Genomic DNA, 22,968 nt, shown 5'->3' with positions numbered 1-22,968 from the left:
ATGGGACTGGAAGAGAAGCTGCCGAGCGGCTTTCTGCTGACCACCGTCGAACAGGCGGCGGGCTGGGTGCGCAAGTCATCCGTCTTCCCCGCCACCTTCGGCCTCGCCTGCTGTGCCATCGAGATGATGACCACCGGCGCCGGCCGCTACGACCTGGCCCGCTTCGGCATGGAGGTCTTCCGCGGCTCCCCGCGCCAGGCCGACCTGATGATCGTGGCGGGGCGCGTCAGCCAGAAGATGGCGCCGGTACTGCGCCAGGTGTACGACCAGATGCCCGCTCCCAAGTGGGTCATCTCCATGGGTGTATGCGCCTCTTCGGGCGGAATGTTCAACAACTACGCGATCGTCCAGGGCGTCGACCACATCGTGCCGGTGGACATCTACCTCCCCGGCTGCCCGCCCCGTCCCGAGATGCTCCTGGACGCGATCCTCAAGCTCCACCAGAAGATCCAGGGCTCCAAGCTCGGCGTGAACCGGGAAGAGGCGGCGCGCGAGGCGGAGGAGGCGGCCCTCAAGGCCCTCCCCACCATCGAACTGAAGGGGCTCCTGCGGTGAGCGACGACCCGGCCGTGGAAAACGGCAACAACGTCCCTGCGCCCAGGGCCTCGACCGGGCCCGAGGTGATCGGTGTCCGCAAGGGCATGTTCGGGGCGGACAACGGCGGCGACACCAGCGGCTACAGCGGCCTGGTCCGCACCGTGGTCCTGCCCGGCGCGACGAGCCGCCCCTACGGCTCCTACTTCGACGAGGTCGCCGACGAACTCGAAGGCGCCCTGGAGGAGCAGGACCTGGTCCCCGGGAACGCCATCGAGAAGACGGTCGTCGACCGGGGCGAGCTGACCTTCCACATCGCCCGGGAGCACCTCGTACGGGTCGCCTCCACCCTGCGCGACGACCCGGCGCTGCGCTTCGAGCTCTGCACCGGTGTCAGCGCCGTCCACTTCCCCGGGGACAAGGGACGCGAGCTGCACGCGGTCTACCACCTGCGCTCGCTCACCCACGGGCGGATCGTGCGCCTGGAGGTCTCGGTCCCCGACGCGGACCCGCACCTGCCCTCGCTCGTCACGGTCTACCCGACCAACGACTGGCACGAGCGCGAGGCGTACGACTTCTTCGGGCTCGTCTTCGACGGCCACCCGGCCCTCACCCGGATCATGATGCCGGACGACTGGCAGGGCTTCCCCCAGCGCAAGGACTACCCGCTCGGCGGCATCGCCATCGAGTACAAGGGCGCCCAGATCCCGGCTCCCGACCAGCGGAGGTCGTACAGCTGATGAACACCCCGAACGCGTCGAACCACGCCTCCGCCCGCGAGACGACCGAGGGCACCGTCTACACCGTCACCGGGGGTGACTGGGACGAGGTCGTCCAGTCCGCCGCCCGCGCCGACGACGAGCGCATCGTCGTCAACATGGGCCCGCAGCACCCGTCGACCCACGGAGTGCTCCGCCTGATCCTGGAGATCGACGGCGAGACGGTCACCGAGGCCCGCTGCGGCATCGGCTACCTCCACACCGGCATCGAGAAGAACCTCGAATACCGGAACTGGACGCAGGGCACCACCTTCGTCACGCGCATGGACTACCTGACGCCGTTCTTCAACGAGACGGCGTACTGCCTCGGCGTCGAGAAGCTTCTCGGCATCACCGACCAGATCCCCGACCGGGCCACCGTCATCCGCGTGCTGCTGATGGAGCTCAACCGGCTCTCCTCCCACCTGGTGTGCATCGCAACCGGCGGCATGGAGCTGGGCGCGACCACGATCATGATCTACGGGTTCCGGGACCGCGAACTGATCCTCGACGTCTTCGAGACGATCACCGGCCTGCGCATGAACCACGCCTTCGTCCGCCCCGGCGGCCTCGCCCAGGACCTGCCCCCGGGCGCGGTCGACCAGATGCGCGAGTTCGTCAAGACGATGAAGAAGAACCTGCCGGAGTACGACAAGCTCGCCACCGGCAACCCGATCTTCAAGGCCCGCATGCAGGACGTCGGCTACCTCGACCTCACCGGCTGCATGGCGCTCGGCGCCACCGGCCCGATCCTGCGCTCGGCCGGCCTGCCGCACGACCTGCGCAAGGCCGACCCGTACTGCGGTTACGAGACCTACGAGTTCGACGTGCCGACCACCGAGAGCTGCGACTCCTACGGACGCTTCCTGGTCCGCCTGGAGGAGATGCGCCAGTCCCTGCGGATCGTCGAGCAGTGCCTGGACCGGCTGGAGCCGGGACCGGTGATGGTCGCCGACAAGAAGATCGCCTGGCCGGCGCAGCTCGCCATGGGCCCCGACGGGCTCGGCAACTCGCTCGACCACATCAAGAACATCATGGGCACCTCCATGGAGGCCCTCATCCACCACTTCAAGCTGGTGACCGAGGGCTTCCGGGTACCGGCCGGCCAGGCCTACGCGGCCGTCGAGTCCCCCAAGGGCGAGCTCGGCGTCCACGTGGTCTCCGACGGCGGCACCCGCCCCTACCGGGTCCACTTCCGCGACCCGTCCTTCACCAACCTTCAGGCCATGGCCGCGATGTGCGAGGGCGGCCAGATCGCCGACGTCATCGTCGCCGTCGCCTCCATCGACCCCGTGATGGGAGGCGTCGACCGATGACAGCCCGTCGTGAGACCCAAGGCGTCCAGCTGGGGATGCCGCAGCTCCCCGCACCCGACTTCCCCGCCGACGTCCGCGCCCGGATGGAAGCGGACGCCCAGGAGGTCATCGCCCGCTACCCCGACAGCCGCTCCGCGCTGCTGCCGCTCCTGCACCTCGTCCAGGCACAGGAGGGCTACGTCTCGCGCACCGGCATCCGCTTCTGCGCCGAGGTGCTGGGCCTGACCACCGCCGAGGTCACCGCGGTCGCGACCTTCTACACGATGTACCGCCGCAAGCCGTCCGGGGACTACCAGGTCGGCGTGTGCACCAACACCCTGTGCGCGGTGATGGGCGGGGACGCCATCTTCGAGGAGCTGAAGGAGCACCTCGGAGTCGGCAACGACGAGACCACCGCCGACGGCAAGGTCACCCTCGAACACATCGAGTGCAACGCGGCCTGCGACTACGCCCCCGTGGTGATGGTCAACTGGGAGTTCTTCGACAACCAGACCCCCGAGTCCGCCAAGGCCATGGTCGACGACCTGCTGGCCGGCCGGCCCGTCGAGCCGACCCGGGGCGCGCCCCTGTGCACCTACAAGGAGACCGCCCGCATCCTGGCGGGCTTCCCCGACGAGCGCGAGGGCGCCGTCCAGGCGAGCGGCGGCGCCGGGCAGCCGTCCCTGATCGGCCTGCGCATCGCCCGGGGCGAGTCCCCGCACGCTCCTGTCGTCCGTCCGCGCGGGGAGTCCCGCGGCGGCGCAGCCACCGAGGGAGGGGAGTGATGTCCGTGTCCACTCCGAAGGAAAGTCGCGGGAGCACCTCCCAGCCGGAGGCCGGGGGAGGGACGAGCCCCGAGAAGCTCCTCGCGCCCGTGCTCTCCGCGTTCTGGGACGAGCCCGAATCCTGGACGCTGGAGACCTACCGGCGCCACGAGGGCTACGAGGGCCTGCGCAAGGCCCTCGCCATGACCCCGGACGAGGTCATCGCGTACGTCAAGGACTCCGGTCTGCGCGGACGCGGCGGCGCGGGCTTCCCCACCGGCATGAAGTGGCAGTTCATCCCGCAGGGTGACGGAAAGCCGCACTACCTCGTCGTGAACGCGGACGAGTCGGAGCCGGGAACCTGCAAGGACATTCCCCTGCTCTTCGCGAACCCGCACTCCCTCATCGAGGGAATGATCATCGCCTGCTACGCGATCCGCTCGGACCACGCCTTCATCTACCTGCGCGGCGAGACCGTGCCGGTCCTGCGGCGCCTGCACGAGGCCGTGCGCGAGGCGTACGCCGCCGGGTACCTCGGCAAGGACATCGGGGGCAGCGGACGCGACCTCGACATCACGGTGCACGCGGGAGCGGGCGCGTACATCTGCGGCGAGGAGACGGCACTGCTCGACTCCCTCGAAGGCCGGCGCGGACAGCCCCGGCTGCGTCCCCCCTTCCCCGCGGTCGAGGGGCTCTACGCCTGCCCCACTGTCGTCAACAACGTCGAATCCATCGCCTCGGTTCCCGCGATCCTGAACAAGGGCAAGGACTGGTTCAAGTCGATGGGGACGGAGAAGTCCCCCGGCTTCACGCTGTATTCGCTCTCCGGACACGTCAGCGGACCCGGTCAGTACGAGGCCCCCCTCGGCATCACCCTGCGCCAGATCCTCGACATGAGCGGCGGGATGCGCCCCGGGCACCGGCTGAAGTTCTGGACCCCGGGCGGCTCCTCCACCCCGATGTTCACCGACGAGCACCTCGACGTCCCCCTGGACTACGAGGGCGTCGGCGCCGCCGGCTCCATGCTCGGCACCAAGGCCCTCCAGTGCTTCGACGAGACCACCTGCGTGGTCCGCGCCGTCACCCGGTGGACCGAGTTCTACGCGCACGAGTCCTGCGGCAAGTGCACCCCCTGCCGCGAGGGCACCTACTGGCTCGTCCAGTTGCTCCGCGACATCGAGGCCGGCAAGGGCGTCATGAGCGACCTCGACAAGCTGAACGACATCGCCGACAACATCAACGGCAAGTCCTTCTGCGCCCTCGGCGACGGCGCCGCCAGCCCGATCTTCTCCTCGCTCAAGTACTTCCGCGAGGAGTACGAGCAGCACATCACGGGCCAGGGCTGCCCCTTCGACCCCAAGAAGTCGACCCTCTGGGCTGACACGGAGGTGAACGCATGACCGTCACCACGAACGCTCCCGCCGGTGGCGGAGAGGCCGCTGTGCCACCCGCCGACCTGGTGTCGCTGACCATCGACGGCGCCGAGATCTCGGTCCCCAAGGGGACCCTGGTCATCCGGGCCGCCGAACAGCTCGGCATCGAGATCCCCCGGTTCTGCGACCACCCCCTCCTCTCGCCGGCCGGCGCCTGCCGCCAGTGCATCGTCGAGGTGGAGGGCCAGCGCAAGCCGATGGCCTCCTGCACCATCACCTGCACCGACGGCATGGTCGTCAAGACGCAGCTGACCTCGCCGGTCGCCGACAAGGCCCAGCGCGGGGTGATGGAGCTGCTGCTCATCAACCACCCGCTGGACTGCCCCGTCTGCGACAAGGGCGGCGAATGCCCCCTGCAGAACCAGGCGATGTCGCACGGCAACTCCGAGTCCCGCTTCGAGGGCCACAAGCGGACATACGAGAAGCCCGTCCCGATCTCCACGCAGGTGCTCCTGGACCGCGAGCGGTGCGTGCTGTGCGCGCGCTGCACCCGCTTCTCCAACGAGATCGCCGGCGACCCGATGATCGAGCTGGTCGAGCGCGGTGCGCTCCAGCAGGTCGGCACCGGCGAGGGCGACCCCTTCCAGTCGTACTTCTCCGGCAACACCATCCAGATCTGCCCCGTCGGCGCGCTGACCTCGGCCGCCTACCGGTTCCGCTCCCGCCCCTTCGACCTCGTCTCCTCCCCGAGCGTGTGCGAGCACTGCGCGGGCGGCTGCGCGACCCGGACCGACCACCGCCGCGGCAAGGTCCTGCGCCGGCTGGCCGCCGAGGACGCCGAGGTCAACGAGGAGTGGATCTGCGACAAGGGCCGCTTCGGGTTCCGCTACGCGCAGCGCCCGGACCGGCTCACCACCCCGCTGGTCCGCGGAGCCGACGGGGTCCTCGCCCCCGCGAGCTGGCCCGAGGCCCTGGAGGCCGCCGCCAAGGGGCTCGCCGCCGCGCGCGGCCGGGCCGGAGTGCTCACGGGCGGCCGGCTCACCGTCGAGGACGCCTACGCCTACTCCAAGTTCGCCCGGGTCGTCCTCGACACCAACGACATCGACTTCCGGGCCCGCGTGCACAGCGCGGAGGAGGCCGAATTCCTGGCCGCCGCCGTGGCCGGCACCGGCAAGGACCTCGACGGCACCGGGGTCACCCACAGCTCCCTGGAGGCGGCCCCGGCCGTCCTCCTCGTCGGCATCGAGGCCGAGGAGGAGGCCCCCGGGGTCTTCCTGCGGCTGCGCAAGGCCCACCGCAAGCACAAGCAGCGGACCTTCGCCTTGGCCCCCTTCGCCACCCCGGGCCTCGCCAAGGCGGGCGGCACCCTGCTCGCCGCGGCCCCCGGCACCGAACCCGAGTGGCTCTCCGCCCTCGCCACCCGTACCGGCCTGGAGGCGGGCGGCGCCGAAGCCGCCGAGGCCCTCCGCGCGCCCGGCGCCGTCATCGTGGTCGGGGAGCGCCTCGCCGGCGTCCCCGGCGCGCTGACCGCCGCCGTACGGGCCGCCACCGCCACCGGGGCCCGACTGGTGTGGATCCCGCGCCGGGCCGGGGAGCGGGCCGCAGTCGAGGCGGGCGCGCTGCCGTCCCTGCTGCCGGGCGGGCGCCCCGCCACCGACCCCCGGGCCCGTACGGAGGTCGCCCGCGCCTGGGGGCTGGACGAACTCCCGCACCGCTACGGCCGTGACACCGGGCAGATCGTCGAGGCCGCCGCCGGCCGCGAACTGTCCGCCCTGCTCGTCGCCGGTGTGGAGGTCGCCGACCTCCCCGACCCGGCCCGCGCCCTGATCGCCCTGGAGGAGGCCTTCGTGGTCTCCCTGGAACTGCGACCGGGCACGGTCACCGACCACGCCGACGTGGTGCTCCCGGTGGCGGCCGTCGCCGAGAAGGCGGGCGCGTTCATCAACTGGGAGGGCAGGCTCCGGCCGTTCGAGGCCGCCCTCAAGCCCGACCAGATGACCCGCCGCCTCGCCCCGGCCGACGCCCGCGTGCTCCACATGCTGGCCGACGCCGCCGACCGGCCGATCGCCCTGCCCGACGTACACGCCGTACGCCGCGAGCTGGAGCGGCTCGGCCCCTGGGAGGGCGAACTCGCCGCAGAGCAGTCCACCGACCCCGAGCCGCTGCCCCGCCCCGCTTCGGGCGAGGCCGTCCTCGCGGGCCACCGGCTGCTCCTCGACCAGGGCCTCCTCCAGGACGGCGACGAGGCCCTCGCCGGCACCCGGCACGAGGCCGCCGCCCGGCTCTCGCCCGCCACCGCCGCCGAGACCGGCGTCAAGAACGGCGACGTCCTCGCCGTCACCGGCCCGGCCGGATCGGTGGAACTCCCGCTGCGGGTCACCGAGATGCCCGACCGGGTCGTGTGGCTGCCGCTGAACTCCACCGGCTCCGGCGTCCTCGCCGACACCGGAGCCCGCCCGGGCACCCTCGTACGCATCGGACCGGCGACCCCGGCCGACGCAGGCGACACCACTGCGGAGGTGGGCGCGTGAACGCGGTACAGCTCGCCGCGGAGGACCTTTCCCTCTTCGGCCGCGACGTCTGGTGGCTCGTCCTCGTCAAGGCGGTGTTCTGCTTCGCCTTCCTGATGGTGACCGTGCTCTTCTCCATCGTGTGGGAGCGCAAGGTCGTCGCCTGGATGCAGCTGCGCATCGGCCCCAACCGGCACGGCCCCTGGGGCATGCTCCAGTCGCTCGCCGACGGCGTGAAGCTCATGCTCAAGGAAGACCTGATCGTCAAGCGGGCCGACAAGGTCGTCTACGTCCTGGCCCCGATCATCGCGGCGATCCCGGCCTTCATGGCCATCGCGGTGATCCCCTTCGGCCCCGCCGGCAACGAGGTCTCCATCTTCGGCCAGCGCACCACGATGCAGCTGACCGACCTGCCCATCGCGATGCTCTACATCCTCGCGGTGGCCTCGGTCGGCATCTACGGCATCGTCCTGGCCGGCTGGTCCTCCGGCTCCACGTACCCGCTGCTCGGCGGCCTGCGCTCGTGCGCGCAGATGATCTCGTACGAGATCGCGATGGGCGCGGCCTTCGCCTCGGTCTTCCTCTACTCCGGGTCCATGTCGACCTCGAAGATCGTCGAGGCGCAGGAGGGCCGCTGGTTCATCGTGCTCCTGCCGGTCTCCTTCATCATCTACGTGATCACGATGGTCGGCGAGACGAACCGCGCCCCCTTCGACATGCCGGAGTCCGAGGGCGACCTCGTCGGAGGCTTCAACACCGAGTACTCCTCCATCAAGTTCGCGCTGTTCATGCTGGCCGAGTACGTCAACATGGTCACCGTCTCGGCCGTCTCGGTCACCCTCTTCCTGGGCGGCTGGCGGGCCCCGGCGCCGATCTCCACGTACTGGGAGGGCGCGAACCACGGCTGGTGGCCGATGCTCTGGTTCGTCATCAAGGTCCAGCTGCTCCTCTTCTTCTTCATCTGGCTGCGCGGCACGCTCCCGCGCGTGCGCTACGACCAGCTGATGAAGCTGGGCTGGAAGGTGCTGATCCCGGTCTCCGTGGTGTGGCTGATGCTGGTCGCCACCGTCCGGGCCCTGCGCAACGAGGCCTACGACTTCAGCGAGATCGTCCTGTACGTCGGCGGCGCCGTCGTGGCGATCCTGCTGCTCTCCTTCGTCGTCGACCTCTTCCGCGACAAGCGCGAGAAGGCCGTCGCCGAGGAGGCCGGGCAGGCCGCCGCGGCCGCGCCCTTCGACGCGATGGCGGGCGGATTCCCCGTACCGCCCAAGCCCGGCCAGCACCTGGAACCCGTACCGCGCAGGCGGCCCCGCGCCGAGCGGGAGCTGCTGGTCAGCGGCCCGGCGAATGCCGACAGTGACCGAGAGGAGGGTTGAGACGTGTCTGACGAAAAGTGGCAGAACCCGGTGGCCGGCTTCGGCGTGACCTTCAAGGCCATGTTCAAGAAGCGCCTCACCGAGCAGTACCCGGAGCAGGAGAAGACCACCGCGGCGCGCTTCCACGGACGCCACCAGCTCAACCGCCACCCCGACGGCCTGGAGAAGTGCATCGGGTGCGAACTGTGCGCCTGGGCCTGTCCCGCCGACGCGATCTACGTGGAGGGCGCGGACAACACCGAGGAGGAGCGCTACTCCCCGGGCGAGCGGTACGGGCAGGTGTACCAGATCAACTACGCCCGCTGCATCCTGTGCGGACTGTGCGTCGAGGCCTGCCCCACCCGGGCGCTGACCATGACGAACGAGTTCGAACTGGCCGACTCCAGCCGGGAGTCGCTGATCTACACCAAGGAGCAGCTGCTCTCCGGGCTGACCGAGGGCATGGTCGAGGCCCCGCACTCCATCTTCCCGGGCACCGACGAGCAGGACTACTACCGCGGGCTGGTCACCGAGGCCGCCCCCGGCACGGTCCGGCAGGTCGCCGTGTCCAAGGGCGAGACGGGCGCCGACAGCCACGAGGGGGTGGGGGCATGAGCGCCCTCGCGGCGGCGGCCGGTGCCACGCTGACCTCCACCGGCGAGGCCGTCCAGTTCTGGGTGTTGGGCACGGTCGCCGTCATCGGCGCCCTGTCCACGATCCTGATGAAGAAGGCCGTCCACAGCGCGCTGAGCCTGGCCGGAACCATGATCATCCTGGCGGTGTTCTACCTCGCCAACGGGGCGTATTTCCTGGGCGTCGTCCAGGTCGTCGTCTACACCGGCGCCATCATGATGCTGTTCCTCTTCGTGGTCATGCTCGTCGGCGTCACCGCCGCCGACTCCCTGAAGGAGACCATCAAGGGACAGCGCTGGTTGGCCGTCCTGTGCGGGCTCGGCTTCGGGATCCTGCTGATCGCCGGCATCGGCCACGCCAAGCTCAGCCACTTCAACGGACTCGGGCGGGTCAACTCCGCCGGACACGTCGAGGGCCTGGCCGAGCTGATCTTCACCCGCTACATCTTCGCCTTCGAGATCACCGGCGCCCTGCTGATCACGGCGGCCGTCGGCGCGATGGTGCTGACCCACCGCGAGCGCACCGAGCGGGCCGCCACCCAGCGCGAACTCGCCGAGAAGCGCGTGCGCGAGGGCGTCCAGCTCCCGCCGCTCCCGGCCCCCGGCGTCTACGCCCGCCACAACGCGGTGGACGTCGCCGGGCTGCTCCCGGACGGCACCCCGTCCGAGCTGACCGTCAACAAGACCCTGCGGGCCCGCGGACAGATCCGCGACGTCTCCAGCGAGGCCCTCGACGACCTCAAGGCGCTGGAGCAGCGCTCCGCGGAGCGCCTCGGCCGTGAGGAGGCCTCGAAGTGAATCCGGTCAACTACCTCTACCTGGCCGCCCTGCTGTTCACGATCGGCGCCGCCGGGGTCCTCCTGCGGAAGAACGCGATCGTGCTGTTCATGTGCGTGGAGCTGATGCTCAACGCCTGCAACCTGGCGTTCGTCACCTTCTCCCGCATGCACGGGAACCTCGACGGCCAGATCATCGCGTTCTTCACGATGGTCGTCGCCGCCGCGGAGGTCGTGGTGGGCCTCGCGATCATCGTGTCGCTCTTCCGTACCCGCCACTCGGCCTCGGTCGACGACGCCAGCCTGATGAAGCTGTAAGGGGCGTTCACCGTGGAGAACCTGATTGCGCTGCCGATCGCGGCGCCCCTGCTCGGAGCGGTGGTGCTGCTCTGCGGCGGCCGTCGCCTCGACAAGGTGGGGCACTGGATCGGCACACTGCTCGCCGCCGCCTCCTTCGGGATCGGCGTGGCGCTCTTCGTCGACATGCTCGGTCGCGGGGCCGAGGACCGGACCATGCACCAGCGGCTGTTCAGCTGGATCCCCGTCGAGGGCTTCCAGGCCGACATGGCCTTCCAGCTCGACCAGCTGTCGATGACCTTCGTCCTGCTGATCTCCGGCGTGGGCACGCTCATCCACATCTACTCCATCGGCTACATGGAGCACGACGAGCGCCGCCGCCGTTTCTTCGGCTACCTCAACCTGTTCGTCGCGGCCATGCTGCTGCTGGTCCTCGCCGACAACTACCTGCTGCTCTACTTCGGCTGGGAGGGCGTCGGCCTCGCCTCGTACCTCCTGATCGGCTTCTGGCAGCACAAGCCCAGCGCGGCCACCGCCGCGAAGAAGGCCTTCCTCGTCAACCGCGTCGGCGACATCGGCCTCTCGATCGCGATCATGCTGATGTTCACCACCTTCGGGACCTTCGCCTTCGGGCCGGTCTTCGGCGCGGTGGGCGACGCCTCCGAGGGCAAGCTGACGGCGATCGGCCTGATGTTGCTGCTGGCGGCCTGCGGCAAGTCGGCCCAGGTGCCGCTGCAGTCCTGGCTCGGTGACGCGATGGAGGGCCCGACCCCGGTCTCGGCCCTCATCCACGCGGCCACCATGGTGACCGCCGGCGTCTACCTCATCGTCCGCTCGGGCGCGATCTTCAACGGGGCGCCCGACGCCCAGCTGGTGGTCACCGTCGTCGGAGCCGTCACCCTGCTCTTCGGTGCGATCGTCGGTTGCGCCAAGGACGACATCAAGAAGGCCCTCGCCGGCTCCACGATGTCGCAGATCGGCTACATGATCCTGGCGGCCGGTCTCGGCCCGATCGGGTACGTGTTCGCGATCATGCACCTGGTCACGCACGGCTTCTTCAAGGCGGGCCTCTTCCTCGGCGCCGGTTCCGTGATGCACGGGATGAACGACGAGGTCGACATGCGCAAGTACGGCGGCCTGCGGAAGTTCATGCCGATCACCTTCGTGACCTTCGGCCTCGGCTACCTCGCCATCATCGGCTTCCCCGGCCTGTCCGGCTTCTTCTCCAAGGACATGATTATCGAGGCGGCCTTCGCCAAGGGCGGCACCCAGGGCTGGATCCTCGGCGGGGTCACCCTGCTGGGCGCCGGCATCACCGCCTTCTACATGACCCGGGTCATGCTCCTCACCTTCTTCGGCGAGAAGCGCTGGCAGCCGGACGCGGAGGGCCACGAGCCGGACCCGCACGAGTCCCCGAAGTCCATGACCATCCCGATGATCGTCCTCGCCTTCGGCTCGGTCTTCGCCGGTGGCTTCTTCGAGATCGGCGAGCGCTTCCTGAACTGGCTGGAGCCCGTCACCGGTTACGAGCACGGCAACCCGCCGGTCAGCGCCATGGCGGTCACCGCGTCCACCATGGTGGTCCTCGCCGTCGGTGTCGCGATCGCCTGGGTCATGTACGGCAAGAAGCCCGTCCCGGTCCTCGCCCCGCGCGGCTCGTTCCTCACCCGGGCGGCCCGGCGGGACCTGTACCAGGACGACTTCAACCACGTCGTCCTCGTACGCGGCGGCGAGCACCTGACCCGCTCGCTCGTCTACGTGGACCACAGCCTCGTCGACGGGGTGGTCAACGGCACGGCCGCCTCGGTCGGCGGGCTCTCGGGCCGACTGCGCAAGCTGCAGAACGGCTACGCCCGCAGCTACGCGGTCTCGATGTTCGGGGGCACGGCGATCCTCGTCGCCGCGACCCTGCTGATGAGGGCGGTGTGAGATGAGTTTCCCGCTTCTGACGGTGACGGCGGCCGTGCCCGCGGTCGGCGCGATCCTCACGGCGGCCGTCCCGGCCACCCGCCGGACCGCCGCCAAGTGGCTCGCGCTGCTGTTCTCCCTGGCGACACTGGCCCTGGCCGTGCTCGTCGCCGTCCGCTTCGAACCCGGGGGCGAGCGCTACCAGCTCACCGAATCCCGGTCCTGGATCGCCGACTTCGGGGTCCGCTACGAGTTGGGCGTCGACGGCATCGGGGTGGCGCTCATCGCGCTCACCGCCCTGCTGATCCCCTTCGTGATCGGCGCCGGCTGGAACGACGCCGACCCGCTGGAGACCAACTCCTCGCGGTGGCGCCCGACCCAGGGCTTCTTCGCCCTGATCCTCATGGTCGAGGCGATGGTGATCATCTCCTTCGAGGCCACCGACGTCTTCCTCTTCTACGTCTTCTTCGAAGCCATGCTCATCCCGATGTACTTCCTCATCGGCGGCTTCGGCGACCGGGCCCACTCCGGGTCCGACGAGAACGCGTCCGCGCAGCGCTCGTACGCGGCCGTCAAGTTCCTCCTCTATAACCTGGTCGGCGGCCTGATCATGCTGGCCGCCGTCATCGGCCTGTACGTCGTCGCCGGGAACTTCTCCCTCCAGGAGATCACCGCCGCCCGCGCCGCCGGCACCCTCGACATGGCGACCAACACCGAGCGGCTCCTCTTCCTCGGCTTCTTCTTCGCCTTCGCGGTGAAGGCCCCGCTGTGGCCGCTGCACACCTGGCTGCCGAACGCGATGGGCGAGGCCACCGCCCCGGTCGCCGTACTGATCACCGCGGTCGTCGACAAGGTCGGCACCTTCGCGATGCTCCGCTTCTGCCTCGGGCTCTTCCCCGAGGCCAGCAAGTGGGCCACGCCGGTGATCCTCGTCCTGGCCCTGATCAGCATCGTCTACGGCGCGCTGCTCGCGGTCGGACAGCGCGACATCAAGCGCCTGGTCGCCTACGCGTCGATCTCGCACTTCGGCTTCATCGTCCTGGGCATCTTCGCGATGACCTCCCAGGGCCAGTCCGGTGCGACGCTCTACATGGTCAACCACGGCATCTCCACGGCCGCGTTGATGCTGGTGGCCGGCTTCCTGATCTCGCGGCGCGGCTCGCGGCTCATCGCCGACTACGGCGGCGTCCAGAAGGTGGCCCCGGTCCTCGCGGGCACCTTCCTGATCGGCGGCCTCGCCACCCTCTCGCTCCCGGGACTCGCCCCGTTCGTCAGTGAGTTCCTGGTCCTGGTCGGCACGTTCGCCCGCTACCCGGTCGTCGGCATCATCGCCACCGTCGGAATCGTGCTGGCCGCCCTCTACACCCTCGTGCTCTACCAGCGCACGATGACCGGCCCCGTGAAGGAGGAGGTCCGCACCATGCCGGACCTGCGCCTGCGCGAGGTCCTGGTGGTCGCCCCGCTGATCGCCCTGCTGATCGGCCTCGGCGTCTACCCGAAGCCGCTCACCGACATCGTCAATCCGGCGGTGGAGCACACCATGTCGGACGTGAAGCAGACGGACCCGAAGCCAGAAGTGGCTGTCGAGGCCAAGAACGGGGAGGGGGCGAAGTGAGCACCCTGACTGCTGCCCAGAGCCTGCTGACGCTCGCGGCCGAAGGTCCGGTCGACCGGATCCCGGCCCCGCACATCGAGTACGCGCAACTCTCGCCCACGCTGATCGTGGTGGGCGCGGCCATCCTCGGAGTCCTCGTCGAGGCCTTCGTCCCGCGCCGGGCCCGCTACTACGCGCAGGTGTTCCTGGCGGTCGCCGCGCTGGCCTCGGCCTTCGCCGCGGTCGTCGGGCTCGCCGCCGGCGGGTACGGATCGACCAAGGCGCACATCGCGGCCATGGGCGCCATCGCCGTGGACGGCCCCGCGCTGTTCCTCCAGGGCACGATCCTGCTGGCCTCGATCGTGGCCGTCTTCACCTTCGCCGAGCGGCGCCTCGACCCGGCCGCCCACGGCAACCGGGTGGACTCCTTCGCCGCGCAGGCCGCTTCCGTACCGGGCAGCGACAGTGAGAAGGCCGCCGTCAGGGCCGGGTTCGCCACCACCGAGGTGTTCCCGCTGGCCCTGTTCGCGGTCGCCGGCATGCTGATCTTCCCGGCGGCCAACGACCTGCTGACGCTGTTCATCGCGCTGGAGGTCTTCTCCCTCCCGCTGTACCTGCTCTGCGCGCTGGCCCGTCGCCACCGGCTGATGTCGCAGGAAGCCGCAGTGAAGTACTTCCTGCTGGGAGCCTTCTCCTCCGCCTTCCTCCTCTTCGGCATCGCGCTGCTCTACGGCTACGCGGGCTCCGTCTCCTACGCGGTCATCGCCGACGTGGTCGACGGCACCGTCGCCAAGATCGACCCGGCCCTCGCGGCCACCATGGGCAACGACGTGCTGCTGCTGATCGGCGCCGCGCTGATCCTGATGGGCCTGCTGTTCAAGGTCGGCGCGGTCCCCTTCCACATGTGGACCCCGGACGTCTACCAGGGCGCCCCGACCCCGGTCACCGGCTTCATGGCGGCGGCGACGAAGGTGGCCGCGTTCGGCGCGCTGCTGCGCCTGCTGTACGTCGTCCTGCCGGGCCTGCGGTGGGACTGGCGCCCGGTGATGTGGGGCGTCGCGATCATCACGATGCTCGCGGGCGCCGTGATCGCGGTGACCCAGACCGACGTGAAGCGGCTCCTGGCCTACTCCTCGATCGCGCACGCGGGCTTCATCCTGGCCGGTGTGATCGCCACCTCCGAGGAGGGCGTCAAGGCCGTCCTGTTCTACCTGGGCGCCTACTCCTTCGTGACGATCGGCGCCTTCGCGGTGGTCACGCTGGTGCGCGACGCGGGCGGCGAGGCCACCCACCTGTCCAAGTGGGCGGGCCTGGGGCGGCGTTCGCCGCTGACGGCGGCCGTGTTCGCGGTGTTCCTGCTGGCCTTCGCGGGCATCCCGCTGACCTCCGGGTTCACCGGCAAGTTCGCGGTGTTCAAGGCGGCGGCGGAGGGCGGCGCGGGAGTGCTGGTCGTGGTCGGTGTGATCTCGTCCGCGATCGCCGCGTTCTTCTACATCCGGGTCATCGTCCTGATGTTCTTCAGCGAGCCGAAGGCCGACGGCCCCACGGTCGCCGTTCCCTCGCCGCTGACGATGACCACCATCGCGGTGGGCGTCGCGGTCACCCTGGTCCTGGGCCTCGCGCCGCAGTACTTCCTGGACCTGGCGGGCCAGGCGAGCACCTTCGTACGCTGACGCACCGCTCTCCACACGGCAGGGCCCGACTCCCTCGGGGGAGCCGGGCCCTGCCGTGTGTGCGGGCGGTGTGGTCACCGGCCGGGGGACCCGTACCCATGGTCGGGCCCCACCCCCGTTCCGTAAGGTTCATTCACCATAAGGGCCCATTACCAACCAAGGGGGCGGGCGGCGATGCCGGACACCGGGACCAGTGAGCTCGTGCGGATGTGGATCGACGGCTGGGTCGTCTCGCGCGGCAGCTCGGACCCGATCGACGAGCCCTGGGGGTGGACGATCGACGTCGGCCGGCCCCACCACGTCGCCCGGCACGTAATGCCGGAGCCCTCCGAGCCCGCTGTGCGCGAGATCGTCGCCGCGACGAGCGCGCCCGGGACCTGGCTGAAGCTGTTCGCCGAGGAGCGGGCGGTCCTGCCCTGGGTCGGGCCGGGCTGGCGGTGCGACGTCCCAGGGTTCCTGATGACCTGCCACCTGGCGCCGGAGCGGGTCGAGGCGCCGGCCGGCTACACGCTCACCCGTTGGGCCCGGGGCGGGGTCAGCCGGGTGCTGGTCCGGACGGGCGCCGGGCACTTCGCCGCCCGTGGTCAGATCGCCCGGGCGGGCGCCCACGCGGTGGTCGACCAGGTCGAGACCGCCCCCGAGCACCGGCGCAAGGGCCTGGGCGCCCTGGTGATGCGCGCCCTGCAGAGCGACGCGCACGAGGCCGGCGCGAGGACCGGGCTCCTGGTCGGCACCCCCGAGGGTCGGGCGCTCTACTCCGCGCTGGGCTGGACCACCCGCTCCCCGATGACGAGCCTCTGGTACGCCCCGGCGGACACCGCCGCGTGAGCGGCAGCGGCCCTTAGGCGGGACGCGACCGCTTCGGCATGATCTCGGTGAGGTCCAGGTCGACGGTGAAGGGCACGGAGACCTTCAGCCGGTCGTGGAAGATGCCGGTGCTCGTGTACGAGCCGGTGGCCGGTTCGCGCTCGAAGACGTAGACCACCGCCCGGCCGTCCCGGTTCTCGACCCGCCAGTAGTGCGGGATCTTGGCGCGGGCGTACTTGATCGGCTTGGTTTCGCGGTCGCGGGTGACGGACTCGGGAGAGACCACCTCGATGGCGAGCAGGACCGCCTCGGCGGCAAACCGAGTCTGCTGTAGGTCGGTGAGGACATCCTCGCGGAACACGACGACATCGGGCTCGGGGCGGTTGCGTCGGTCGATGTCGATCGTGAACTCGCGCAGGACTTCCAAACCCTGCGGTAGCAGCGGTTCCAGCCCTGACTTGAAGAAGTCGACCGCCCGCGTGTGAAAGAGGGTCTGCGGACTCACGAAGATCAGGCTCCCGTCGATCAGCTCCGTGTGCGGAGGCAGATTCGGAAGCGTGTCCAGGTCGTCCGCGGTCCAGCCGCCCTCGGGGGGGACCGGCCAGCTGTGTTCCGGGTTCATCAGTGCTCCCATGAGCCGGATTCTTGCGAGTCCGCTCAGCGTATCGCCGGGGATCCGCGGAACGCCGCTCTTATGGGTGAGTCATATGCGGGGAGCACGTGACCGATCGGACGAGCGTGGCAGTGCCCCCAGTGCCCAGTGCCTGGTGCCTAGTGGCCGTGCTCGTGCATCGACGCGGAGGAGGAGGCGGCGGCGCCCGGGACCTTCGGCGGCTTGTTCGGACAGGGGAGGGCAGGGTTCCAGTTGTGGAAGCGGCCGGCCGGGTTCTTCTCGTACGCCCACATGTGCAGGTCGTAGTGCTTCGGCATGCCCGCCCAGTGGCCCGGCATCGGCCCGTCGAAGGGCAGTCCGAACATGCTCGGGCGGTCGTCGGTGGTCTTCAGGTCCTGGTCCCGGTCGGTGGACATCCACTCCACGGTCTGGAGCTTGCGGCGGCCCTTGCGGTCCTTCTCGTAGCTGTAGAGGAGCGCGGTCGGCTTGGCCGGGTCCTTCGAGCCCCAGTTGGCCTGCTTGACGTAGTGGTAGCCCATGGAGCCCACCCCGAAGGGGTTGCTCATGCACGCCTCGCCGTGCGGGACGTAGCCGTCCTTGAGGGCCGCCTGCTCGTCGACGTACTTGGCGGTCACCCGGATCGCCGTGGCCATGTCGCGCATCGCCTGCTTGTTCTGCGGGTTGGGCGCCGGGCCGTCCACGGCGTGGGCCGGGGGGAGGGCGGCGAGCACGATCGACGCCCCGGCGACGGAGCAGGCGAACAGGGCCTTCAGGCTGCGGCGTTCGGGCATGGGGGCTGCTCCTGGTGTTCGGGGTCACGGTGTGCGGCTCCCGTTCACCTTCGCGAGGGGGCGGGGGCCGCGCACGCGGCGGGACTCCGAACGGGGGGCCGGTACCGCCTAAGGAGTGGCGGCGGGAGCGACCGGGCGGGGCGGCCTGGTGGTGCCGGGGCGGCAGGCGACCGAGGTGTTGAAGGGCTCGAACCGTCCGGCCGGGTTGCCCTTCCACAGCCACAGGTGGAGCGCGTAGTGGACCTTCTGCCCCGGGTAGCGGGGCGGCAGCGGGCCGCGGAAGGGCTCGCCGAACAGGGAGGGCCGGTCGTCGTCGGTGTCCTCCCGGCCGTCGCGGTCCACGACCATCCACTCCATGCCCGCCAAGCGCCAGCTGCCCTTGCCGTCGCCCTCGTAGAGCAGGGCGGTGGGCTTCTTCGGGTCGACGGAGCCGTCGTAGGCGTGGTTGAAGTGCGGGTAGCCCAGCGAGCCGGCGCCGCCCGACGGGTTCACCACGCAGTACTGGTCGGGGACGTACCCGGCGGCGACGGCCGAGGCGTGCCGTTGGAACCTGGCGGTCGCCTGGTAGGTCTGGGCGAGTTGGGTCGCGGGCGTGAGTCGGGGCGAGGGTGCGGCGGGGGCGGACGGCGCGGCCGCCAGCGTCGCGGCGGCCGCGAGGGCCAGGGGGACGAGCCTGCCGGTACGAGGGAGCATGCGAGCAGCGTCACTTCGCCGCCCCGGGCCCGCCACCGGGGCGACCCGGGCGGGGTACGCCCGAGTGGCGGGGCGGCGGGAGGACCCACCGCCCCGTCAGGGGCGTTCGGCCGATGCGCCCTAGCGCGCCGCGGCGATGGTGCCGGTGACCTCGCCGAGGCCGATGCGGGTGCCGTCGGCGCCCGGGGCCCAGGCGGTGAGGGTGACGGTGTCGCCGTCCTCCAGGAAGGTCCGCTTGCCGTCGGCCAGCTCGATGGCGTCGCGGCCGTTCCAGGTCAGCTCCAGCAGCGAGCCGCGCTGGTCCGCCTCGGGGCCGCTGACCGTGCCGGAGCCGTAGACGTCGCCGGTGCGCAGGGAGGCGCCGTTGACGGTCATGTGGGCCAGCTGCTGGGCGGCGGTCCAGTACATGGAGGCGAACGGCGGGCGCGCCACCTCCTGCCCGTTGATGGAGACGGTGATGCGCAGGTCGAAGCCGCCGGGGCGGTCCGCTTCCGCGTCGTCGAGGTACGGCAGGAGGGGGAAGTCGCGGGCGGGCGGGGTGACGCGGGCCGCGTCCAGGGCCTCCAGGGGGGTGACCCAGGCGGAGACGGAGGTGGCGAAGGACTTGCCGAGGAAGGGGCCCAGCGGGACGTACTCCCAGGCCTGCACGTCGCGCGCGGACCAGTCGTTGAGGAGGAACAGCCCGAAGACGTGGTCCTCGAACCGGCCCAGCTCGACCGGCTCGCCCATCGCGGAGGGCACGCCCACGACGAAGCCGACCTCGGCCTCGATGTCCAGCTTCACCGACGGCCCGAAGACGGGCGCCGGGTCGGTGGGGGCCTTGCGCTGCCCGTGGGGGCGCACGACGTCCGTCCCGGAGACCACGATCGTGCCCGAGCGGCCGTGGTAACCGATCGGGAGGTGCTTCCAGTTGGGGGTCAGCGCGTCCCCGTCCGGCCGGAAGATCTTCCCCACGTTGGTGGCGTGGTGCTCGCTCGCGTAGAAGTCGACGTAGTCGGCGACCTCGTACGGCAGGTGCAGGGTGACCGCGTCCAGCGGCAGCAGGTGCGGTTCCACCGTCTGGCGGTGGCCGGGGTCGGTGACCCAGGCGGTCAGCGCGCGGCGCACGTCGTGCCAGGTGCGGCGGCCGGCGGCGAGCAGCGGGTTCAGCGAGCCCTGGACGAGCACCCCGGCGTACGGGGACCCCAGTGCGATGGCCACCGCCCCCGCGTCGAGCACGTACCCGCCGATGCGCACGCCGACGCGGCGCCGCGCGGGCTCCTCGGGGGTGGTGAACACCCCGTAGGGGAGGTTGTGCGGCCCGAACGGGTCGCCCTCGGGGAGGTCGAGGGGGCTCTGCTGGGGCATGGGATGCTGCCTCGCTTTCGACGCGGTCCGGGGGTGTCCCGGGAGCTGGTTGACACGTTACGTGCCGGGTGGGGTCTGTGGGAGGCCGGATTCCTGCTCTATTTGTAGGACTTGTCCGAGGGGGTCCGTATCCTTGGCCCGGTGACTTCCGCCCTCCCCTACGCCTTGATCGCCACCGACCTGGACGGGACTCTGCTGTGCGCCGGGGACACCGTCTCCGCCCGCTCGCGCACGGCGCTCGCCACGGCGCGCGCGGCCGGCGCCCGACACGTCGTCGTCACCGGCCGCCCCGTCCCGCAGGTCCGTCACGTCCTCGAAGGCCTTGGGTACACGGGGCTCGCGGTGTGCGCGCAGGGCGCGCAGGTGTACGACGCGGCGCGCGGCCTCCTGCTGCACTCCGTCTCCATGGACCGGGGGCTGGCCGAGGTGGCCCTCGGCAAGATCGAGGCCGAGATCGGAGAGGTGTACGCCGCCGTCAACCAGGACGGCCTGGACGCGGAGATGCTGATGGGGCCCGGCTACCGGATGTGGCACCCGCACCTCCCGACGGTCCGCGTACCCGGTCGGGACGACCTGTGGTCGGCGCCGATCAACAAGGTGTTGCTCCAGCACCCGCGCCTGGACGACGACGAACTGACGCAAGTGGCCCGGTCGGTGGTCGGGGACCTGGTCAACGTCACCATGGCGGGCGAGCACACGGTGGAGCTCCAACCGCCGGGCATCGACAAGGCCGTCGGACTGGGCCGGGCGGCCGAGGAACTCGGCGTACCGGGATCCGCGACGATCGCCTTCGGCGACATGCCGAACGACGTCCCGATGTTCGCGTGGGCCGGGTGGGGCGTGGCCATGGCCAACTCCCACCGCGAACTCATGGCGGTCGCGGACGAGGTCACCCTCTCGAACGAGGCGGACGGCATCGCCGCCGTCCTGGAGCGCCTCTACGGCTGACGCACGCGCGGCGTCTCCACCCGGCGGGGTCACCGGGCGACCCCGCCGGCCGTACGGATGCCCGCCTCGGCGGCGGCGGTACGGCGGATGTGGCTCATCTCGGCCGGGATGTTCCGGGCCTCGCCGAGGTCGGTGACCTCTCCGGCGCGGGCCTCCGGCGCGCGGAACCCGGCGGCGGTCTCGGGGTGCCGGGCGATGGCCACCTCGACGGCCCACGCCTCGGTGAAGGTACGAAGAGGAGCGGCGGACACCTCGGCACGTGCACGGGCGGTGCCGGCCGCACGGTCACGGTCGAAGTCCGCGAGGAGGTGCGGGGCGATCCGGGCGAGGGCCGCGCGGATCGCCTCGGGCCGGGCGGGGCTCAGGGCGCGGGGTGCCCGGGTTCCCAGCTGTGGGCGCCGGGGTGGCGCAGGTACCGGCAGCAGCCGTCTCCGCTCCGTCCCGGGCCGTTGTCCGTCGCCGGGCAGTCCGGGCGGTCGAGGACCGTGCCCGGCGCGTCCCCGTCGGACCAGTGGGCCCACAGGGCCGTCCCCGTGCCGGCGTCGTGGACCAGGTCCGCGTGGTGCCCGTCGGGGTGCCGGGAGAGGGCGCACCGCAGCTCCGGCCCGTCCCGGAGGGCCACCGCGAGCGCCCGGAACTCCCCGGCCTCCGCGAGCGCGTTCAGGTGGGCGGGGGAGAGGGTGCCGGGGGCGCCGCACGGTGGGGGCGGAGGAGGACAGCTCACGCGCCCCACCCCCGGGCGAGGAGGTACGTCACGCAGCCGACCCACGCGACCGCCCCCAGCGTCACGGCCGCCGCCTCCGCCGCCGGGTTCCGCCCGGCCGCCGCGCGGTCCGCGAGGCCCGCGTCCAGCAGCGCGAGGAACACCGCCCGGTAGGCGGGGTCCGACTCGATTCGGTCCAGCTCGGGGCGCGGGTCGGCCGTCACAGCAGCCCCTCCGTACTGCGGGCGTTGCGCCGCGCGATCTCGGCCCGGAGCCGCTCCATCGGGTCGGCGGGCCGCACGTCCCCCGGCACCGCCTCCCACTCGGGCCCACCCCGCACGGGCCGCAGCGCCCAGTAGGGCCCGGCGGTCCCCCGGAACTCACCGAGCCGGTCCCCGCGGCCGGTATCCACCACGAGCGTGCCGGGGGGTGGTGCCTCCGGGTGGTTCACTTCACGCATGCCCGTGCCTCTCCGTGGCGACTCGACTACCCATCGGGTTCAGAGTGGCCGCGAACTGGAGAGGCTTCAACCTGTCGAATCAGAACGAAAGATTGGTCAGGAACCCTTGAACCGCAAGGAGTTGAATCCGGAGCGCGGCCCCCAGGCGGCGTTCGGAGCGCGTCTGCGCAGCTTGCGCGAGGAGCACGGCTGGACGCAGGAGGTCCTCGGCGAACGGCTGGGCTATTCCAGCACCCACGTCTCGGCAGTCGAAACCGGACGCAAGGTGCCGACCTTGCGTTTTTCGCGCAGTGCCGACGAGGCCTTCGGCACCGGCCACGGGGAGAGGTCGTTCGAGCGCGAGTGGCGCGAGATCCGCCACGGCGTACTGCTGGAGGGCTTCCCGGAGTTCCTCGGGTACGAGAGCCGCGCCGTGGAGATCCGGCTGTACGAGGTGGGTGTCATACCCGGGCTGTTGCAGACGCCCGAGTACGCGACCGTGCTCGCCGAGAGTGCGGTCAAACGAGGCGCCATCACCGCCGACCAGGCGGCCGAGCGCATCGCGATCGTCGCGGACCGACAGGCCGTGCTGCTGCGCACCCCTCCGCCGCTGATCCTCGCGGTCCTCGACGAGAGCTGCATCCGTCGACCCCTCGGCGGCCCTGCCGTCATGAGGGACCAGTTCGCGCGGCTGCTGGAATTCGCCGAACTGCCGAACACCGTCGTCCAGGTCGCCCCGTTCGAGATGGGAGAGCGCCGACCGTTCAACCTGCCCGTCACCGTACTGACGCTGGCTGACCGCTCGATCATGTCCTACGCGGAATCGGCCCAACGGGGCCATCTGGAGCGGGACAACAACTCCGTGGTGCCCATGCTGACGGCCTACCATCAACTCCAGGCCGAGGCATGCACCCAGGCAGAGTCCGTGGCCATGATCGATCAGCTACGAAAGGGCACCTCGTGACGACCGAATCCCCCCGCTGGTTCACGTCCTCGTACAGCGATAACGGCGGCCAGTGCGTCGAGGTCGCCACCCATCTCGTCGCCTCGCGCGGTGTGGTCCCCGTCCGGGACTCCAAGCGGGCCGACAGTCCTGAACTCGGTTTCACCACCGCCGCGTTCGCCGTCTTCGTGGACGGCATCAAAGCCGTCTGACTT

Annotated in this window: 25 protein-coding genes; 17 read left to right on the top strand and 8 right to left on the bottom strand. The window is 70.8% G+C overall.

The features are described 5' to 3' along the window. The 14 genes from ACIOD1_RS04430 (at nucleotide 1) to ACIOD1_RS04365 (ending at nucleotide 16,297) form a co-directional block, all read left to right on the top strand. Nucleotides 1–555, top strand: a complete 555-nt coding sequence (locus tag ACIOD1_RS04430; protein ID WP_365621467.1) for an NADH-quinone oxidoreductase subunit B family protein — start codon at nucleotides 1–3, stop codon at nucleotides 553–555. After that, entirely contained in the window at nucleotides 552–1,274 is a 723-nt protein-coding gene (locus ACIOD1_RS04425) for an NADH-quinone oxidoreductase subunit C (RefSeq protein WP_365621470.1), read from the top strand. The genes ACIOD1_RS04430 and ACIOD1_RS04425 overlap by 4 nt, the downstream gene beginning before the upstream one ends. Then, a complete protein-coding gene (locus ACIOD1_RS04420; RefSeq protein WP_365621473.1) occupies nucleotides 1,274–2,608 on the top strand; it encodes an NADH-quinone oxidoreductase subunit D in 1,335 nt (444 codons plus the stop codon). Before ACIOD1_RS04425 ends, ACIOD1_RS04420 begins: the two co-directional genes overlap by 1 nt. Next, nucleotides 2,605–3,372, top strand: a complete 768-nt coding sequence (gene nuoE, locus ACIOD1_RS04415; RefSeq protein WP_365621476.1) for an NADH-quinone oxidoreductase subunit NuoE — start codon at nucleotides 2,605–2,607, stop codon at nucleotides 3,370–3,372. Before ACIOD1_RS04420 ends, nuoE begins: the two co-directional genes overlap by 4 nt. Then, a complete protein-coding gene (gene nuoF / locus ACIOD1_RS04410; protein WP_365621478.1) occupies nucleotides 3,372–4,751 on the top strand; it encodes an NADH-quinone oxidoreductase subunit NuoF in 1,380 nt (459 codons plus the stop codon). Before nuoE ends, nuoF begins: the two co-directional genes overlap by 1 nt. Further along, nucleotides 4,748–7,255, top strand: coding sequence for an NADH-quinone oxidoreductase subunit G (locus ACIOD1_RS04405; protein WP_401900051.1), 2,508 nt, complete (start codon nucleotides 4,748–4,750; stop codon nucleotides 7,253–7,255). Before nuoF ends, ACIOD1_RS04405 begins: the two co-directional genes overlap by 4 nt. Further along, a complete protein-coding gene (gene nuoH, locus ACIOD1_RS04400; protein ID WP_365621484.1) occupies nucleotides 7,252–8,610 on the top strand; it encodes an NADH-quinone oxidoreductase subunit NuoH in 1,359 nt (452 codons plus the stop codon). Before ACIOD1_RS04405 ends, nuoH begins: the two co-directional genes overlap by 4 nt. Before the next feature lie 60 nt (nucleotides 8,611–8,670). Next, entirely contained in the window at nucleotides 8,671–9,204 is a 534-nt protein-coding gene (gene nuoI, locus ACIOD1_RS04395) for an NADH-quinone oxidoreductase subunit NuoI (protein ID WP_401900476.1), read from the top strand. Beyond that, nucleotides 9,201–10,019 carry an NADH-quinone oxidoreductase subunit J gene (locus ACIOD1_RS04390; RefSeq protein ID WP_365621490.1) on the top strand — a complete coding sequence of 273 codons (819 nt, stop codon included), beginning with the start codon at nucleotides 9,201–9,203 and terminating at the stop codon, nucleotides 10,017–10,019. The genes nuoI and ACIOD1_RS04390 overlap by 4 nt, the downstream gene beginning before the upstream one ends. Beyond that, nucleotides 10,016–10,315: an NADH-quinone oxidoreductase subunit NuoK gene (nuoK, locus tag ACIOD1_RS04385; RefSeq protein WP_365621493.1), complete on the top strand. Its 300-nt coding sequence runs from the start codon at nucleotides 10,016–10,018 to the stop codon at nucleotides 10,313–10,315. Before ACIOD1_RS04390 ends, nuoK begins: the two co-directional genes overlap by 4 nt. 12 nt (nucleotides 10,316–10,327) lie before the next feature. Beyond that, entirely contained in the window at nucleotides 10,328–12,223 is a 1,896-nt protein-coding gene (gene nuoL / locus ACIOD1_RS04380; RefSeq protein WP_401900049.1) for an NADH-quinone oxidoreductase subunit L, read from the top strand. Between the two features lies 1 nt (nucleotide 12,224). Further along, nucleotides 12,225–13,817, top strand: coding sequence for an NADH-quinone oxidoreductase subunit M (locus ACIOD1_RS04375; RefSeq protein WP_365621499.1), 1,593 nt, complete (start codon nucleotides 12,225–12,227; stop codon nucleotides 13,815–13,817). Between the two features lie 5 nt (nucleotides 13,818–13,822). Then, nucleotides 13,823–15,469 carry an NADH-quinone oxidoreductase subunit NuoN gene (gene nuoN / locus ACIOD1_RS04370; protein WP_401900473.1) on the top strand — a complete coding sequence of 549 codons (1,647 nt, stop codon included), beginning with the start codon at nucleotides 13,823–13,825 and terminating at the stop codon, nucleotides 15,467–15,469. A gap of 174 nt (nucleotides 15,470–15,643) precedes the next feature. After that, complete coding sequence (locus ACIOD1_RS04365; RefSeq protein ID WP_401900046.1) at nucleotides 15,644–16,297, top strand: GNAT family N-acetyltransferase; 654 nt, start codon at nucleotides 15,644–15,646, stop codon at nucleotides 16,295–16,297. 13 nt (nucleotides 16,298–16,310) lie between these two features. Here the strand turns inward: ACIOD1_RS04365 and ACIOD1_RS04360 are convergent, their stop codons facing one another. From ACIOD1_RS04360 to fahA, 4 genes are all read right to left on the bottom strand, one after another. Beyond that, nucleotides 16,311–16,910: a Uma2 family endonuclease gene (locus ACIOD1_RS04360; protein WP_365621508.1), complete on the bottom strand. Its 600-nt coding sequence runs from the start codon at nucleotides 16,908–16,910 to the stop codon at nucleotides 16,311–16,313. Nucleotides 16,911–17,047: 137 nt separating this feature from the next. Then, nucleotides 17,048–17,680: a hypothetical protein gene (locus ACIOD1_RS04355; protein ID WP_401900044.1), complete on the bottom strand. Its 633-nt coding sequence runs from the start codon at nucleotides 17,678–17,680 to the stop codon at nucleotides 17,048–17,050. Nucleotides 17,681–17,788: 108 nt separating this feature from the next. Beyond that, nucleotides 17,789–18,373 carry a hypothetical protein gene (locus ACIOD1_RS04350; protein WP_401900043.1) on the bottom strand — a complete coding sequence of 195 codons (585 nt, stop codon included), beginning with the start codon at nucleotides 18,371–18,373 and terminating at the stop codon, nucleotides 17,789–17,791. A 120-nt stretch (nucleotides 18,374–18,493) separates the two neighbouring features. Next, nucleotides 18,494–19,720 (bottom strand): fumarylacetoacetase, encoded by a 1,227-nt coding sequence (gene fahA / locus ACIOD1_RS04345; protein ID WP_365621515.1) that lies wholly within the window; start codon nucleotides 19,718–19,720, stop codon nucleotides 18,494–18,496. A 141-nt stretch (nucleotides 19,721–19,861) separates the two neighbouring features. Between fahA and ACIOD1_RS04340 the strand changes: the two genes are divergently transcribed. Then, nucleotides 19,862–20,668 carry an HAD family hydrolase gene (locus ACIOD1_RS04340; RefSeq protein ID WP_365621518.1) on the top strand — a complete coding sequence of 269 codons (807 nt, stop codon included), beginning with the start codon at nucleotides 19,862–19,864 and terminating at the stop codon, nucleotides 20,666–20,668. 29 nt (nucleotides 20,669–20,697) lie between these two features. On the opposite strand, the gene ACIOD1_RS04335 is transcribed toward ACIOD1_RS04340, so the two are convergent. The 4 genes from ACIOD1_RS04335 to ACIOD1_RS04320 all read right to left on the bottom strand — a co-directional run bounded on the left by ACIOD1_RS04335 (nucleotide 20,698) and on the right by ACIOD1_RS04320 (nucleotide 21,831). Next, complete coding sequence (locus ACIOD1_RS04335) at nucleotides 20,698–20,919, bottom strand: hypothetical protein (RefSeq protein ID WP_401900040.1); 222 nt, start codon at nucleotides 20,917–20,919, stop codon at nucleotides 20,698–20,700. A 110-nt stretch (nucleotides 20,920–21,029) separates the two neighbouring features. Further along, nucleotides 21,030–21,392, bottom strand: a complete 363-nt coding sequence (locus ACIOD1_RS04330; RefSeq protein ID WP_365621524.1) for a hypothetical protein — start codon at nucleotides 21,390–21,392, stop codon at nucleotides 21,030–21,032. Beyond that, the gene (locus tag ACIOD1_RS04325; protein ID WP_365621527.1) at nucleotides 21,389–21,595 is read right to left on the bottom strand and encodes a hypothetical protein; all 207 of its coding nucleotides are present in this window, start codon (nucleotides 21,593–21,595) and stop codon (nucleotides 21,389–21,391) included. The genes ACIOD1_RS04330 and ACIOD1_RS04325 overlap by 4 nt, the downstream gene beginning before the upstream one ends. Continuing rightward, complete coding sequence (locus ACIOD1_RS04320; RefSeq protein WP_365621530.1) at nucleotides 21,592–21,831, bottom strand: hypothetical protein; 240 nt, start codon at nucleotides 21,829–21,831, stop codon at nucleotides 21,592–21,594. The genes ACIOD1_RS04325 and ACIOD1_RS04320 overlap by 4 nt, the downstream gene beginning before the upstream one ends. 106 nt (nucleotides 21,832–21,937) lie before the next feature. On the opposite strand from ACIOD1_RS04320, the gene ACIOD1_RS04315 reads away from it, so the two are divergent. Together ACIOD1_RS04315 and ACIOD1_RS04310 are read left to right on the top strand one after the other, a co-directional pair. Beyond that, entirely contained in the window at nucleotides 21,938–22,774 is an 837-nt protein-coding gene (locus ACIOD1_RS04315; protein WP_401900036.1) for a helix-turn-helix domain-containing protein, read from the top strand. Further along, entirely contained in the window at nucleotides 22,771–22,965 is a 195-nt protein-coding gene (locus tag ACIOD1_RS04310) for a DUF397 domain-containing protein (protein ID WP_401900034.1), read from the top strand. The genes ACIOD1_RS04315 and ACIOD1_RS04310 overlap by 4 nt, the downstream gene beginning before the upstream one ends. Nucleotides 22,966–22,968: the final 3 nt, after the last annotated feature.

Origin of the sequence: Streptomyces sp. NPDC088097, assembly GCF_044741845.1 — a bacterium.
Classification (GTDB): Bacteria; Actinomycetota; Actinomycetes; order Streptomycetales; family Streptomycetaceae; genus Streptomyces.
This window is presented reverse-complemented; position numbering and strand designations above follow the sequence as displayed.